At 70.6% G+C, this 13,589-nt stretch carries 10 protein-coding genes; 7 read left to right on the forward strand and 3 right to left on the reverse strand.

From position 1 onward, the window contains the following. The first annotated feature begins 34 nt into the window (after positions 1-34). Positions 35-1,534 (forward strand): adenosylhomocysteinase, encoded by a 1,500-nt coding sequence (gene ahcY, locus QSK15_RS05735; protein WP_285793212.1) that lies wholly within the window; start codon positions 35-37, stop codon positions 1,532-1,534. Between the two features lie 161 nt (positions 1,535-1,695). On the opposite strand, the gene QSK15_RS05740 is transcribed toward ahcY, so the two are convergent. Further along, on the reverse strand, positions 1,696-1,854 hold the full coding sequence (locus tag QSK15_RS05740; protein WP_210860778.1) for a hypothetical protein: 159 nt from the start codon (positions 1,852-1,854) through the stop codon (positions 1,696-1,698). Between the two features lie 299 nt (positions 1,855-2,153). Here QSK15_RS05740 and mtrA point away from each other — a divergent pair, with 299 nt between their 5' ends. The 5 genes from mtrA (at position 2,154) to hpf (ending at position 8,025) form a co-directional block, all read left to right on the forward strand. Beyond that, entirely contained in the window at positions 2,154-2,843 is a 690-nt protein-coding gene (mtrA, locus tag QSK15_RS05745; RefSeq protein WP_030331519.1) for an MtrAB system response regulator MtrA, read from the forward strand. 12 nt (positions 2,844-2,855) lie between these two features. Continuing rightward, positions 2,856-4,628, forward strand: coding sequence for an MtrAB system histidine kinase MtrB (gene mtrB, locus QSK15_RS05750; protein WP_377633965.1), 1,773 nt, complete (start codon positions 2,856-2,858; stop codon positions 4,626-4,628). Between the two features lie 32 nt (positions 4,629-4,660). Next, on the forward strand, positions 4,661-6,439 hold the full coding sequence (locus QSK15_RS05755) for an LpqB family beta-propeller domain-containing protein (RefSeq protein ID WP_285794342.1): 1,779 nt from the start codon (positions 4,661-4,663) through the stop codon (positions 6,437-6,439). A 4-nt stretch (positions 6,440-6,443) separates the two neighbouring features. Further along, positions 6,444-7,151 carry a ComF family protein gene (locus QSK15_RS05760; protein ID WP_285793214.1) on the forward strand — a complete coding sequence of 236 codons (708 nt, stop codon included), beginning with the start codon at positions 6,444-6,446 and terminating at the stop codon, positions 7,149-7,151. Between the two features lie 244 nt (positions 7,152-7,395). Then, a complete protein-coding gene (gene hpf / locus QSK15_RS05765; protein ID WP_030331512.1) occupies positions 7,396-8,025 on the forward strand; it encodes a ribosome hibernation-promoting factor, HPF/YfiA family in 630 nt (209 codons plus the stop codon). Between the two features lie 66 nt (positions 8,026-8,091). On the opposite strand, the gene QSK15_RS05770 is transcribed toward hpf, so the two are convergent. Together QSK15_RS05770 and QSK15_RS05775 are read right to left on the reverse strand one after the other, a co-directional pair. Further along, a complete protein-coding gene (locus QSK15_RS05770; protein ID WP_285793215.1) occupies positions 8,092-9,204 on the reverse strand; it encodes a GNAT family N-acetyltransferase in 1,113 nt (370 codons plus the stop codon). Continuing rightward, positions 9,201-10,352, reverse strand: a complete 1,152-nt coding sequence (locus QSK15_RS05775; protein ID WP_285793216.1) for a GNAT family N-acetyltransferase — start codon at positions 10,350-10,352, stop codon at positions 9,201-9,203. Before QSK15_RS05775 ends, QSK15_RS05770 begins: the two co-directional genes overlap by 4 nt. A 168-nt stretch (positions 10,353-10,520) precedes the next feature. Here QSK15_RS05775 and secA point away from each other — a divergent pair, with 168 nt between their 5' ends. Then, positions 10,521-13,448, forward strand: coding sequence for a preprotein translocase subunit SecA (secA, locus tag QSK15_RS05780; protein WP_285793217.1), 2,928 nt, complete (start codon positions 10,521-10,523; stop codon positions 13,446-13,448). The last annotated feature ends 141 nt before the right edge of the window (positions 13,449-13,589 follow it).

Here is a 13,589-nt window from a genome sequence, read left to right on the forward strand (position 1 = left end):
GGGTCGGCGCAGACATCGTTCGACAGGAGCTTTCATGACCAGCACCCTCCCGGCGTCCGCCAGCGGCACGCCGTCCGAGGCCCGGCCGAGCACGCTCGCGGACGGCGACTTCAAGGTGGCGGATCTGTCGCTCGCCGAGTTCGGGCGTAAAGAGATCCAACTCGCCGAGCACGAGATGCCCGGCCTGATGGCGATCCGTCGGGAGTTCGCCGAGGCGCAGCCGCTCGCCGGCGCGCGGATCACCGGCTCGCTGCACATGACCATCCAGACCGCCGTGCTGATCGAGACGCTGGTCGCGCTCGGCGCGCAGGTGCGCTGGGCGTCCTGCAACATCTTCTCCACCCAGGACCACGCCGCCGCGGCGATCGTCGTCGGCCCGAACGGCACCCCCGAGGCGCCCGCCGGGGTCCCGGTGTACGCCTGGAAGGGCGAGACCCTGCCGGAGTACTGGTGGTGCACCGAGCAGGTGCTCGACTGGCCGGACGGGCAGGGCCCCAACATGATCCTCGACGACGGCGGCGACGCCACCCTGCTGGTGCACAAGGGCGCCGAGTTCGAGCGGGCCGGGGCGGTTCCGCCGGTCGAGTCCGCCGACTCCGAGGAGTACGCGGTCATCCTCGAGCTGCTGCACCGCTCGCTCGGCGAGGACAACCAGCGCTGGACCCGGATCTCCACCGGCATCAAGGGCGTGACCGAGGAGACCACCACCGGCGTGCACCGGCTCTACGAGATGCACCGGGCGGGCACCCTGCTCTTCCCGGCCATCAACGTCAACGACTCGGTGACCAAGAGCAAGTTCGACAACAAGTACGGCTGCCGGCACTCGCTCATCGACGGCATCAACCGGGCCACCGACGTGCTGATCGGCGGCAAGATGGCGGTCGTCATGGGCTACGGCGACGTGGGCAAGGGCTGCGCCGAGTCGCTGCGCGGCCAGGGCGCCCGGGTCGTGGTGACCGAGGTGGACCCGATCTGCGCGTTGCAGGCGGCGATGGACGGCTACCAGGTCGCCACCCTGGACGACGTGGTCGAGCAGGCCGACATCTTCATCACCGCCACCGGCTGCTTCGACGTCATCACCAACGAGCACATGGCCCGGATGAAGCACCAGGCCATCGTCGGTAACATCGGCCACTTCGACAACGAGATCGACATGGCCGGGCTGGCCAAGCGTTCCGACGTCGAGCGGGTCAACATCAAGCCGCAGGTCGACCTGTGGCGCTTCGCCGACGGGCACGCCATCATCGTGCTGTCCGAGGGTCGCCTGCTGAACCTGGGCAACGCGACCGGGCACCCGAGCTTCGTCATGTCGAACTCGTTCGCCAACCAGACGATCGCCCAGATCGAGCTCTTCACCAAGACCGAGGAGTACCCGATCGGCGTCTACGTGCTGCCCAAGCACCTGGACGAGAAGGTGGCCCGGCTGCACCTCGGCGCGCTCGGCGCCAAGCTGAGCACGCTGACCAAGGAGCAGGCCGACTACCTGGGCGTCTCCCCGGAAGGTCCGTTCAAGCCGGACCACTACCGCTACTGATCGACGTCTCCGGCCCGGGTCGGCTGTTCGCAGCCGGCCCGGTTCGGCGTCTCCGCCGCCGGCTTCGGCGGGTCAGCGTCTCCGCCGCCGGCTTCGGCGGGTCAGCGTCTCCGCCGCCGGTCTCGGCGGGGTCAGCGTCTCCGCCGCCCGCTTCGGCGGGGTCAGCCTGAACGGGGGCCGCGCCGGGTGGGCCGGAACCACGTCCAGACGCACCAGACCAGCCAGCCGACCGACACGATGGTGGCGAGCGCGCGCAGGCGTAGCGCGCTGAGCAGCAGCACCACCGCCAGCACCGCCAACCACGGCAGGAATCCCCTCACGGCGGGGATCCTTCCACAGCCGGGGGTGGGTACGCGTCAGCGAGGAGCGCCGGGGGTGTGGGCTGTTCGGTTGGCCCGTGGTCCGGATGGCGACAGTCGGGTCGGCCCGGCCTGTGGTGGCGCCGGGCGGCGCTCCCGGGGGATCATGGTGGCAGCCTGACCACGGCCATCCGTGCGCCGGGCACGCAGCTCGTGGCGCCGCCGCCGCGGACCGCGGTCACCCGGTTCGACGGCGGCGCGAAACAGCTACCGGCAGACGCCGGTCCCACCGAACTGAATGAGGATGCAATATTAATCCCATGAGAGCCCGCGTACTGGTGGTCGACGATGACCCCGCGCTCGCCGAGATGCTCGGAATTGTGCTGCGCAGTGAGGGTTTCCTGCCCTCGTTTGTGGCGGACGGCGAGCGGGCGTTGGCCGCTTTTCGCGACAGTCGTCCCGATATCGTGCTGCTTGACCTGATGCTTCCCGGCATGAGCGGTATCGACGTCGCCCGGTCGATCCGCGCGGAGTCTGGCGTGCCCATCGTCATGCTGACCGCCAAGAGCGACACCGTGGACGTTGTGCTCGGCCTGGAGTCCGGTGCCGACGACTACGTGGTCAAGCCGTTCAAGCCCAAGGAGTTGGTGGCCCGGATGCGGGCCCGTCTGCGCCGAGGCGAGGACGTGGCTCCCGAGATGCTCACCATCGGGCCGCCCGACAACCAGATCACCATCGACGTGCCCGCGCACACCGTGAGCCGCAACGACGAGGAGGTGAAGCTGACTCCGCTGGAGTTCGACCTGCTTGTCGCACTCGCCCGTAAGCCTCGTCAGGTCTTCACCCGTGAGGTGCTGCTCGAGCAGGTGTGGGGCTACCGGCACGCGGCCGACACCCGTCTGGTCAACGTGCACGTCCAGCGACTGCGGGCCAAGATCGAGCCGGACCCGGAGCGGCCGGAAATCATCCTCACCGTGCGGGGCGTGGGCTACAAGGCGGGGACCGGATAGCCTGGTCGCACTGTGTCGACCTCGTCGCCCCTACCCTCCCCGAGTACGGCTGCCCGCCGGCCCAGCGCCGGCGGGGAGTTCTGGCGTGCGGTGAGTGTCCGGATCGCGGGCGTGCTGGGCCGGGCGCACCAGACCTGGCGCCGCTCGCTCCAGGTCCGGGTGGTGACCATCACGCTGGTCGCGTCCAGCCTGCTGGTCGGCGGGTTCGCGTTCCTGATCGCTGACAAGATCACCACCATCCTGCTCGACAGCGCTCGCAGCGATGTCCGACAGCGGGTGACCAGCGGTGCCAGCTACGCGGCCAAGCAGGTCTCCTTGTACCGGCAGCCGCAGGAGGCGCAACTCCAGGAGACCATCGACGGCACCGTCAACTACCTGGCCGGCGGCGACCCCCAGCAGACCAGCGGGGTGGTGGTGGCGATCACCGCCGACGACTATCCCAACGACATCCAGACCCGCACCTCCCCGTCCGCGAACGTCCAGTCGCTGATCAGCCCCGAGTTGCGCGCCGCGATCGCCGACGGCAAGGTGGCCAGCCAGATCCGCACCGGGCGACTCGCCGGCGAGACCACCAAATACCTGGTCTACGGCTCGCCGGTGCCCACCAGCTTCGGCCAGATCGAGCTCTACTATCTGGTCCCGCTGAGCCGGCAGGACGTCACCGCCGCCGACGCCCGAGCCACAGTGGTGGCCACCGGCGTCGCCCTGGTGATCCTGCTCGGCCTGCTCGCGGCGCTGGTCACCCGGCTGGTGGTCAACCCGGTCCGGGTCGCCGCACGGACCGCCCAGCGGCTCTCCGCGGGCCTGCTCGACCAGCGGATGGTGGTCAACGGTGAGGACGACCTCGCCCTGCTCGCCGCGTCGTTCAACCAGATGGCCACCAACCTGCAACGGCAGATCCTGCGCCTGGAGGAGATGTCCCGGTTGCAGCGCCGCTTCACCTCCGACGTCTCGCACGAGCTGCGTACCCCGTTGACCACGGTCCGGATGGCCGCTGACCTGATCTTCGCCGAGCGCGACGAGTTCGACCCGGCGGTCGCCCGCAGCGCGGAGCTGCTCCAGGCAGAGCTGGATCGATTCGAGGAACTGCTCACCGACCTGCTGGAGATCAGTCGGTTCGACGCGGGCTTCGCCATGCTGGACTCCGAGCCGACCGACCTGGTGCCGGTGGTGCACCGGGTGGTCGACCGGCTGGCTGGCCTGGCCGAGCGGGTGGGCGTACCGATCGAACTTGACCTGCCCGGCACGCCGGTGATCGCCGAGGTCGACCCGCGCCGGGTCGAGCGGGTGTTGCGCAACCTGGTCGGCAACGCTGTCGAGCACGGTGAGGCCCGCCCGGTGTTGATCACCCTCGGCATCGACGAGACCGCCGTGGCGATCACCGTCCGCGACCACGGTGTGGGGCTGAAGGTGGGCGAGGAGAAACTGGTGTTCAACAGGTTCTGGCGGGCCGACCCGTCCCGGGCTCGGCAGACCGGGGGCACCGGCTTGGGCCTGTCGATCAGCCTGGAGGACGCTCGGCTGCACGGCGGCTGGCTGGAGGCGTGGGGTGCTCCCGGCCAGGGTGCACAGTTCCGGCTCACCCTGCCGGCCCGTGCCGGCGATCGGCTGACCACCTCGCCGCTGCGGCTGGTGCCGGCCGACGCGACGCTGCCGTTCGGCGGACCCCGCGACGGTGGCTCCCGCGACGGTGGCCAACTTGCCATCGGCCCCGGCACCGGCGGGGCATTGGCGATCGGCCCGGCTCCGGCCGGAGACGGGCAGCGGACGGAGGTGCGCTCGTGAGACGGCCGACTCTGCTCGGGGCGTTCGGCGTGATGGTGCTGCTGGGCGCCGGCTGTGGCATCCCGGCGGCGTCCGACGTGCGGGTGGACGGCAAGGGCGGTGCCGCGACCGAGGCCGGCGTGATCAGTCGGGGCAGCGAGCCACCGACGCGGACGGCCAGCGGCAGCGACAACGAGGCGTTCGTCCGCAACTTCCTGTCCGCCGCCGCCGGCGAGCCGGATCGGGCGTACGAGCGGGTCAAGGCGTTCGTCGCCCCGGGGGACAAGATCCGCCTGCAGGAAAAGAAGGGCAGCGAGGTCGCGCTGAACGTGGTGCGGCTGCGCGAGGCGGCGGTCTTCACCCCCAACACCGACAGGACCACGACCGTGACGATCGCGGTGCAGCAGATCGGTGTGCTGCGGACCAACGGCACCCTGGCCCCGCCGGTGGCGACCGAGACGGAGTACGAGTTCGGCCTGAGCAGCGCGTCGTTCGACGGCGGTGTCGACGATGACCGCGCCGGCCTGTACATCATCAACCCGCCCAACGTCCTGCTGCTCAGCGACACCGCCCTTCAGCAGTACTACCAGAGCGAGACGATCTACTTCTGGAGTTCGGACCGCAGCCGTCTGGTGCCCGACCAGCGTTACCGACCGCAGGCGGTGCCGGGCGAGCGGCGGGTCAACGAGGTGGTGAAGTGGCTGGTCGGCGGCCCCTCCGACTGGCTGCGCCCGGGTGTCGTCGGGCTGCCGGACCGCACCGAGCTGATCAACAACGCCACCGGCGGGAACGGTCGGTGGGAGGTCAACCTGGACATGTCCGATGACGACCAGAACGGGATCGACCAGTTGATCACGCAGATCGCCTGGTCGTTGGGTGACCTGCCCGGCCAGCTGGAGTTGAAGATCCGCAACAACGCGCAACCGGTGGTGGACCTGGGCGAGCGCCGAAACTCCCAGGCGCTCTACCCGCACGCCGCCAGCCCGCTGCGTTTCGGGGTGTACGACGGCGCGATCCATCCGCTCGACTTCGAAGGCGAGCCCAGCGGCACCGTGCCGCTGGCGCCCGAGGTCAACCGCAACGTCGTCTCGGCCAGCCTCGGTCTCGCCAAGGACCGGCGGATCCTCGCGGCGATGGTGGTCAACGGCAGCAAGAACCGGTACCGGCTCGCTGTGGGCACGGGCGTCGAGCCGGTCTCCGTGCTCAGCCGCAGCAGCGCCGAGTACTCCTCGATCAGCCGACCGGTCTGGCTGCGGATGGTCGACTCCCGTCCCGGCCGCGGCCTGGTGGTGGCCGACGGACAGCTCTACCGGTTCGACGAGGCAGCCCGGATGTACCCGGTGCCGCTCAACCTGCCCTCCGCCGCGGTCACCGCGGTTGCTGCCGCGTTGGACGGCCAGCGGGTCGCGCTGATCGCCGGAGGCCGTCTCTACGTCGCCGCGGTCAATCTCGATGGCGGCGGGGTCTCCATCGGCCCGCCCCGAGAGCTGATCACCTCGCTGACCAGCCCGACGGCGGTCGACTGGGGCAGGGAGGACCAGCTGGTGGTGGCCGGGTCGGTCGGCCAGCCGGCGATCTACGAGATCAGCGTCGACGGCGCCCTGGAGACGCCGTTGCGGACCGACCTCGGTGCCAAGGTCACCCACCTGACCGCGTACCCGAGCAACCGCGGCGTGCGGGCGACCAGCGGTGCCTACATGTACGAGGCGAACGGGGTGGCCTACCGCAGCAGCCCGTTCGAACGCATCGAGCCCAGCCGGGTACGCGGCATCGCCCCGGTGCCGGCCGGCGTGCGACCGAGCAACCCGTCGGCCCCGTTCTTCCTCTACTGACCCGGTGCGCGGGCTCTGGGCGGACCTCGCCGACCTCGTGCTCCCCGCCGACTGCGCCGGTTGCCGCGAGCGCCGGCCCGGCCTGCGGCACGGGGTCTGCCCCGCCTGCGTCGCCGCGCTGAGCCGGTTGCGGCCACGGGCGGTGCGCCCCACCCCCGCCCCGCCGGGTCTGCCGTCCTGCGTCGCACTCGGCTCGTACGCGGGTCCGCTGCGTGAGGCTCTGCTGGCGTACAAGGAACACGGCCGACACGGCCTGGCCCGGCCACTCGGCGCGCTGCTCGCCGAGGTCGTCGCGGCGGCCGTCGGCGAACCTCGTCCGCTGGCGTTGGTTCCGGTCCCGGACACCGCGGCGGCGGCCCGGTCCCGTTACGGAGACCACCTCGACCGGTTGGCCCGGCACTGCGCGGCCCGGCTCAACCGGGGCGGTTGGGTGGCGCGGGTGCACCGGCCGCTGCGGGCGCTGCCCCGGCCCGACTCGGTCACCCTGGACAGCGCCGGGCGGGCGGCGGCGGCCGGGGCGGCCTTCCAACCTCGGTCGACCGGGCCGTCCCGGGGTGGTGTCGCGGGCCCGGCGCCGGTGGTGGTGCTGCTCGACGACATCGTCACCACCGGCGTGACCCTCGCCGCCGCGGGTGGAGTGCTGAGCGCGACGGGATGGGAGCCAACCGTCGCCGCGGTGCTCGCGGCGACCGAAAAAAGACACCAGTCGTAACCGATCGTGTTTCCGTTTCACCCGTTGGTGTATGAGCTGCGAAAAATTCTGGGCCGTCTCGGCAACATGGGGTGACTGCCGGGCAAACAGGAGTTAGCGTTTCGCTGTCGGGGGTAGGAGGTCGTTCCAACCGCCCTCGGCGGTGAGAGGAGGCGTAGCCGTACAACCGGTCGACGCCAGCGGGTCTCCCCACGGCGCGCGGCCGGGTAACCGGATCGAAGACCGTCCGAACAAGGGAGGTCACGTGGACATCGTGGTCAAGGGCCGTAACGTCGAAGTTCCCGATCATTACCGGGTACACGTAGCCGAGAAACTCGCGAAGATCGAACGCTACGACCACAAACTTATTCGCGTCGATGTCGAGCTGTTTCACGAGCGCAATCCGCGCCAAGCCGACCACTGCCAGCGGGTGGAGATCACCTGCGTTTCCCGGGGCCCGGTGATTCGGGCCGAGGCCTGCACGAACGACTTCTACAGCGCGCTCGATGCCGCCATCGCGAAGCTCGACACCCGGCTACGCCGCGCAGCCGACCGCCGCCGCGTACACCGGGGCCGGCACGCGCCGATCTCCGTCGCCGAGGCCACCGCGGGCCTGCCGGTCGCCGACCTGGTCTCCACCGCGCCAAGCGACGGCGCCCGCGCCGGCACGGCCGTCGCGGAGCGGGTCGAGGAGGAGTACGACGACCAGCAGCCGTGGCACATCGCCCGGGAGAAGGTGCACCCGGCGGAGCCGATGACCATCGACGACGCGTTGTTCGAGATGGAACTGGTCGGCCACGACTTCTACCTTTTCCAGGACAAGGAGTCCGGTCGTCCCAGCGTCGTCTACCGGCGGCACGCCTACGACTACGGGATCATCTCCCTCGCCACCTGACCCGCCCCTCTCGTTCGACCGGGGAGTTGTGGCGGGACGTCCCGCCACAACTCCCTGCCGCCGTTCTCAGCGCAGGTCGGTGGGGAGCAGCGCGAACGTCAGATCGTCCAGGCGGGTGCCGTCCAGGCCGGGCAGCCGGCCACGCTGGAGCCCCTCCCGCTGGAAGCCGACCCGCTCCAGCACCCGGTGCGACGCGGTGTTGTCCGGCACGGTGCCGGCGGTCACCCGGGCGATGCCCGTCGAGCCGAACGCCCACGCGGCGAGCAGCCGGACCGCCCGGGTCGCGTACCCCCGGCCCCGCCAGTCGGGAAGCAGCGCGTAACCGACCGAGGCCTCACCGCTGGCCGCGTCCGTGATCGACATCCCGCAACTGCCCGCCGGTTCGCCGCTGGCCGCGTCGACGATCAGCAGCCGGGCGATGACACCGGTCAGCCAGGCGCTCTCCGCGAGCAGGCAGCGCCGCTCGGTCGCGTCCCGGGTCGGCGGCACCGGCGGTGCCTGGTTGGCGACGACCTCCGGTCGGCTGTGCAGCCGGAACATCAGCTCCGCGTCATCCGGCGCGAGCCGGCGCACTGTCACGACACCGTCGGTGAGCAGCCCGCCGGGCAGGTCGGGCAGCAGGCGGGCGGTCGGGCCGGGCGGGTCGTCGGCGAGGCGTACCCAGGCCAGCAGGTCGTGCCGGTCCCCGCCCCGGCCGGATCCGGCCGACCGGCGCGAGCCCTCGTAGCGGTAGCCGGCGGCCAGCGCGACCCGCTGGCTCGACGCGTTCTCCGGCTCGGTGAGTAGTTCCAGGCGGGCGGTGCCGGCGGCGAACGCGTGGTCGCTCAGCGCGCGGGTCGCGGCGGTGGCGACCCCGCGTCCGCGCGCCGCCGGCCGCACCCAGTAGCCGATCTCGGCCTGCCCCCGGGCTGACACCGGGTTGTTCAACCCCACCGCGCCGAGCATCCGGTCGGTGGCCGGGTCGGCGATGGCGTACGCGGCGCCGCCGCCGGTCCAGGCCGCCGGAGCGCCCACCTCGATCCACCAGCGGGCGTCGACGTCGGTGTACGGGGCTGGCAGGTTCGACGCGAATCGCTGGCTGACCGGGTCGGCGCAGCCGTCGACCACGTCGGCGGTGTCCCCGGTACGGATCGGCCGCAGCCGCACCCCGTACGCCTCGACGACCTCCTGCGGGGTCATGCCAGGTCCTCGGCGAGCAGTGCGGCGATCCAGACGTCGGCCCGTTCGCCCCGGTGCGGTACGGCACCCCGGGCGGTCCCCTCGAACGAGAAGCCGGCCTTCTCCGCCACTCGACGGGAGGCGTCGTTGCCGACGTTCGCCCTCCACTCGATCCGGGCCAGACCCAGCGCGGTGAAACCCCAGGCGCTCAGCGCGAGCAGCGCGGCCGTCATGTAGCCGCGACCACGGGCGTCGGGTGCGGTCATGAACCCCACGTCGGCCAGCAGCGGGTCGGCCGGGGAGAGCCGCAGGTCGATGGTGCCCGCGTACGTGTCGTCCGGGTCGGCGATCACGAAGCAGGCGGCGTCGCCCCGGGCCCACAGCGCCTGGCAGTGCTCCTGGTACCACAGCGCGTCGGCGTGGTCGTACGGGTCCGGCACCGTGGTCCAGCGGATCGACTCCGGGTCCCGGCAGGTTCGCACCACGGCGTCCAGGTCCCGCTCCTCCATGGGCCGTAGCCGCAGCTCGCCCGCCCCGGTGCTGGCGAACAGAACAGGCTGCGGGCGGCCGAAGACGGCGGCCCGGCGGGCGGCGAGGGTGCCCGGCTGGGCCGGACCGGGCGACCCGGCGGCGGGCACCTCGCCAGGCAGCAGCGAACCGATCCAGCCGTCCGCCACGCCCTTCAGCGCCGGGTTGGCCAGCCGCAACCGGCCGTCGACCCGGAAACCGGCCCGCAGGGCCACCAGCCGGGAGGCGTGATTGCCCACCTCGGCCTGCCAGATGAGCCGACGAAGCCCGACGGTGTCGAAGGACCAGCGGGCCACCGCCCGGGTGGCCCGGACCATCACGCCCCGACCACGCGCCCAGGGAGCCGTCCAGTAGCCGACCTCGCCGGTGCCGTCCTTGTCGATGGAGATCAGCCCGCAGGAACCCAGCAGCTCACCGGTGCTCGTGTCGCACACCGCGAACGGTGCCCCGGTGCCCTCGGCCCAGGACTTCCGGCTCATCTCGGTGACAAATCCGTGCGCGTGTTCCGGCCGGTATGGGCGCGGTACGGTGGTCCAACGCTGAATGTCGGGGTCCTGGCAGGCTCGGTGGACGGCCTCGGCATCCGCCTCCCGCCAGGGTCGCAGCAGCACGCCGTCCTCGATGATCTCCACGGGCTCCACTCGTGCATCCTGCCGTAGCGTTCGCCGACGGCGTAACCGGATAACGTTTGGGGCGAGCGCAGGACGCGAGTTATGTCGGGTTCCGCGGGGTCGAGCACCGCCACCAGTGACCATCGCGCCGATGGAGCGCCTACGATGGTTCGAGACTGTCTAGGGGAGCGTTGATCCGTGTCGATTCTGGAAAAGGTCCTTAACGCGGGCGAGGGCCGCATGGTGCGCCGCCTCAAGGCGATCGCCAATGCCGTCAGCTCGATCGAGGACGACTACATCAACCTCACCGATGAGGAACTGGCCGGCATGACCGAGCAGTTCCGAGAGCGGCTCGAGGAGGGTGAAACCCTCGATGATCTGCTGCCGGAGGCGTTCGCGGTGGCCCGCGAGGCGGCCGCCAGGGTGCTGGGCCAGCGCCCGTACGACGTCCAGGTGATGGGCGGCGCGGCGCTGCACTTCGGCAACATCGCCGAGATGAAGACCGGTGAGGGTAAGACGCTGACCTCGGTCATGGCCGTCTACCTCAACGCGCTCTCCGGCAAGGGCGTCCACGTCATCACGGTCAACGACTACCTCGCCCAGCGTGACGCGGCGTGGATGGGCCGGGTGCACGAGTTCCTCGGGCTGACCGTCGGCGTGGTGCTGCCCAACCGGCCGGCCAGCGAGCACAAGGCCGCCTACGAGTGCGACATCACCTACGGCACCAACAACGAGTTCGGCTTCGACTACCTGCGCGACAACATGGCGTGGTCGAAGGACGAGCTGGTGCAGCGCGGGCACAACTTCGCGGTGGTCGACGAGGTCGACTCGATCCTGATCGACGAGGCCCGCACCCCGCTGATCATCTCTGGCCCGGCCGAGCACTCCGCCCGCTGGTACGGCGAGTTCGCCGGCGTGGTGGCCCGGCTCCAGCCCGGCACCGACGGCGAGGGCGACTACGAGGTCGACCACTCCAAGCGCACCATCGCGGTGACCGAGCGGGGTGTCGCCAAGGTCGAGGACCGGCTCGGCATCGACAACCTGTACGAGTCGGTGAACACCCCTCTGGTCGGCTACCTCAACAACGCGATCAAGGCCAAGGAGCTCTACAAGCGCGACAAGGACTACATCGTCAGCGACGGTGAGGTCCTGATCGTCGACGAGTTCACCGGTCGCATCCTGCACGGCCGTCGCTACAACGAGGGCATGCACCAGGCGATCGAGGCCAAGGAGGGGGTGGAGATCAAGCAGGAGAACCAGACCCTGGCCACCATCACCCTCCAGAACTACTTCCGCCTCTACGAGAAGCTGTCCGGAATGACCGGTACGGCCCAGACCGAGGCGAGCGAGTTCAACAAGGTCTACAAGGTCGGCGTCGTGACGATCCCGACCCACCGCCCGATGGTTCGCGAAGACCGGCCGGACGTCATCTACAAGACGGAAAAGGCCAAGTTCAACGCCGTCATCGAGGACATCGCCGAGCGGCACCAGATGGGCCAGCCGGTGCTCGTCGGCACCGTCTCGGTGGAAAACTCCGAGATCCTCTCCCAGCTCCTGCGCCGCCGGGGCATCCCGCACAACGTGCTGAACGCCAAGTTCCACGCGCGGGAGGCCGAGATCGTCGCCCAGGCAGGGCGTAAGGGCGCTGTCACCGTGGCGACCAACATGGCCGGTCGCGGCACCGACATCCTGCTCGGCGGCAACGCCGAGTTCCTCGCCGCCAACGAGCTGCGCCAGCGCGGCCTCGACCCGCTGGAGAACGAGGAAGAGTACGCCAAGGCGATGGAGGAGGTCCTTCCCAAGTGGAAGCAGGCCTGCGACGCCGAGGCGGAGGAGGTCGCCGCCGCCGGTGGCCTCTACGTGCTGGGCACCGAACGGCACGAGTCCCGGCGGATCGACAACCAGCTGCGCGGTCGCGCCGGCCGGCAGGGCGACCCGGGCGAGTCCCGTTTCTACCTGTCGCTGCAGGACGAGCTGATGCGCCGCTTCCGGGCCGGGGCCGTCGAGGCGGTGATGGAGCGCTTCAACATCCCGGAGGACGTGCCCATCGAGTCGAAGATGGTCACCCGGCAGATCAAGAGCGCCCAGGCCCAGATCGAGGGCCAGAACGCCGAGATCCGCAAGAACGTGCTCAAGTACGACGAGGTGCTCAACAAGCAGCGCCAGGTCGTCTACGCCGAGCGGCTCCGGGTGCTCAACGGTGAAGACCTCTCCGACCAGGTCCGCAACATGATCGACGACACCGTCGAGGCGTACGTGCGGGGTGCCACCTCCGAGGGCTACGGCGAAGACTGGGACCTTGAGCAGCTCTGGTCCAGCCTCAAGCAGCTCTACCCGGTCGGCGTGACGATCGAGGAGCTGGAGGAGGAGACCGGCGGCTCTCGGGCCGGCATGGACGCCGACTTCCTGGTCGCCCGCCTCAAAGAGGACGCCAACGCCGCGTACGACCGGCGTGAGGAGCAGCTCGGCACCGAGGGCGTTCGCCAACTCGAACGGATGGTGCTGCTCCAGGTCATCGACCGCAAGTGGCGCGAGCACCTCTACGAGATGGACTACCTCCAGGAGGGCATCAACCTCCGCGCGTACGCCCAGCGCGACCCGGTGGTGGAATACCAGCGCGAGGGCTTCGACATGTTCGCCACGATGATGGAGGGCATCAAGGAGGAGACCGTCGGTTTCCTCTACAACATCGAGGTCCAGGTCACCGAACCGGAGCCGGAGGCGGGAGCCGACGAGGTCACGCTGCTCGACAAGCCGGTCGAGATCCGGGCCAAGGGCCTCAACCAGGCACCGCGGCGGCAGGGCCTGCAATACTCCGCGCCCACCATCGACGGTGAGGCCAGCCCCGGTGCGGTCGCCGTGGAGCAGGCCGAGCAGCAGGCTCCGGCGCTCGGCGTTGGCCGACCGGCTCCGGGTGCCCCGGCGGCACCGGGGCAGAGCGCGCCGTCCGCTCCGCAGCGGCCGGCATCCGGGCTGCGTGGCCCGGCTGTTCCGTCGGCCGCCGCCCGGCGGACGGCACCCAACCAGGCGGAGGCGAGCAACGGCCCGTCCCGCAACGCGCCGTGCCCGTGTGGCTCGGGCCGCAAGTACAAGCGCTGCCACGGTGCCCCCAACGGCGGCAACTGACCGACAGCGTCCGCACCGACAGCGTCCGCACCGACAGCGTCCGCACCGACAGTTCCTGACCGACGGGTCCCGGCCGACCAGGCCGGGGCCCGTCGGTGTCTGCCAGCAACGCCCGCCCGCCAAACCACCTGCCTGGGCGGC

This window comes from Micromonospora sp. NBRC 107095 (assembly GCF_030269705.1).
GTDB lineage: Bacteria > Actinomycetota > Actinomycetes > Mycobacteriales > Micromonosporaceae > Micromonospora > Micromonospora parva.

Coding starts and splice junctions, on each gene's coding strand:
- ahcY (WP_285793212.1), top strand. CDS start 35: ATGACCAGCACCCTCCCGGCGTCCGCCAGCGGCACGCCGTCCGAGGCC.
- mtrA (WP_030331519.1), top strand. CDS start 2,154: ATGAGAGCCCGCGTACTGGTGGTCGACGATGACCCCGCGCTCGCCGAG.
- QSK15_RS05755 (WP_285794342.1), top strand. CDS start 4,661: ATGGTGCTGCTGGGCGCCGGCTGTGGCATCCCGGCGGCGTCCGACGTG.
- QSK15_RS05770 (WP_285793215.1), bottom strand. CDS start 9,204: ATGACCCCGCAGGAGGTCGTCGAGGCGTACGGGGTGCGGCTGCGGCCG.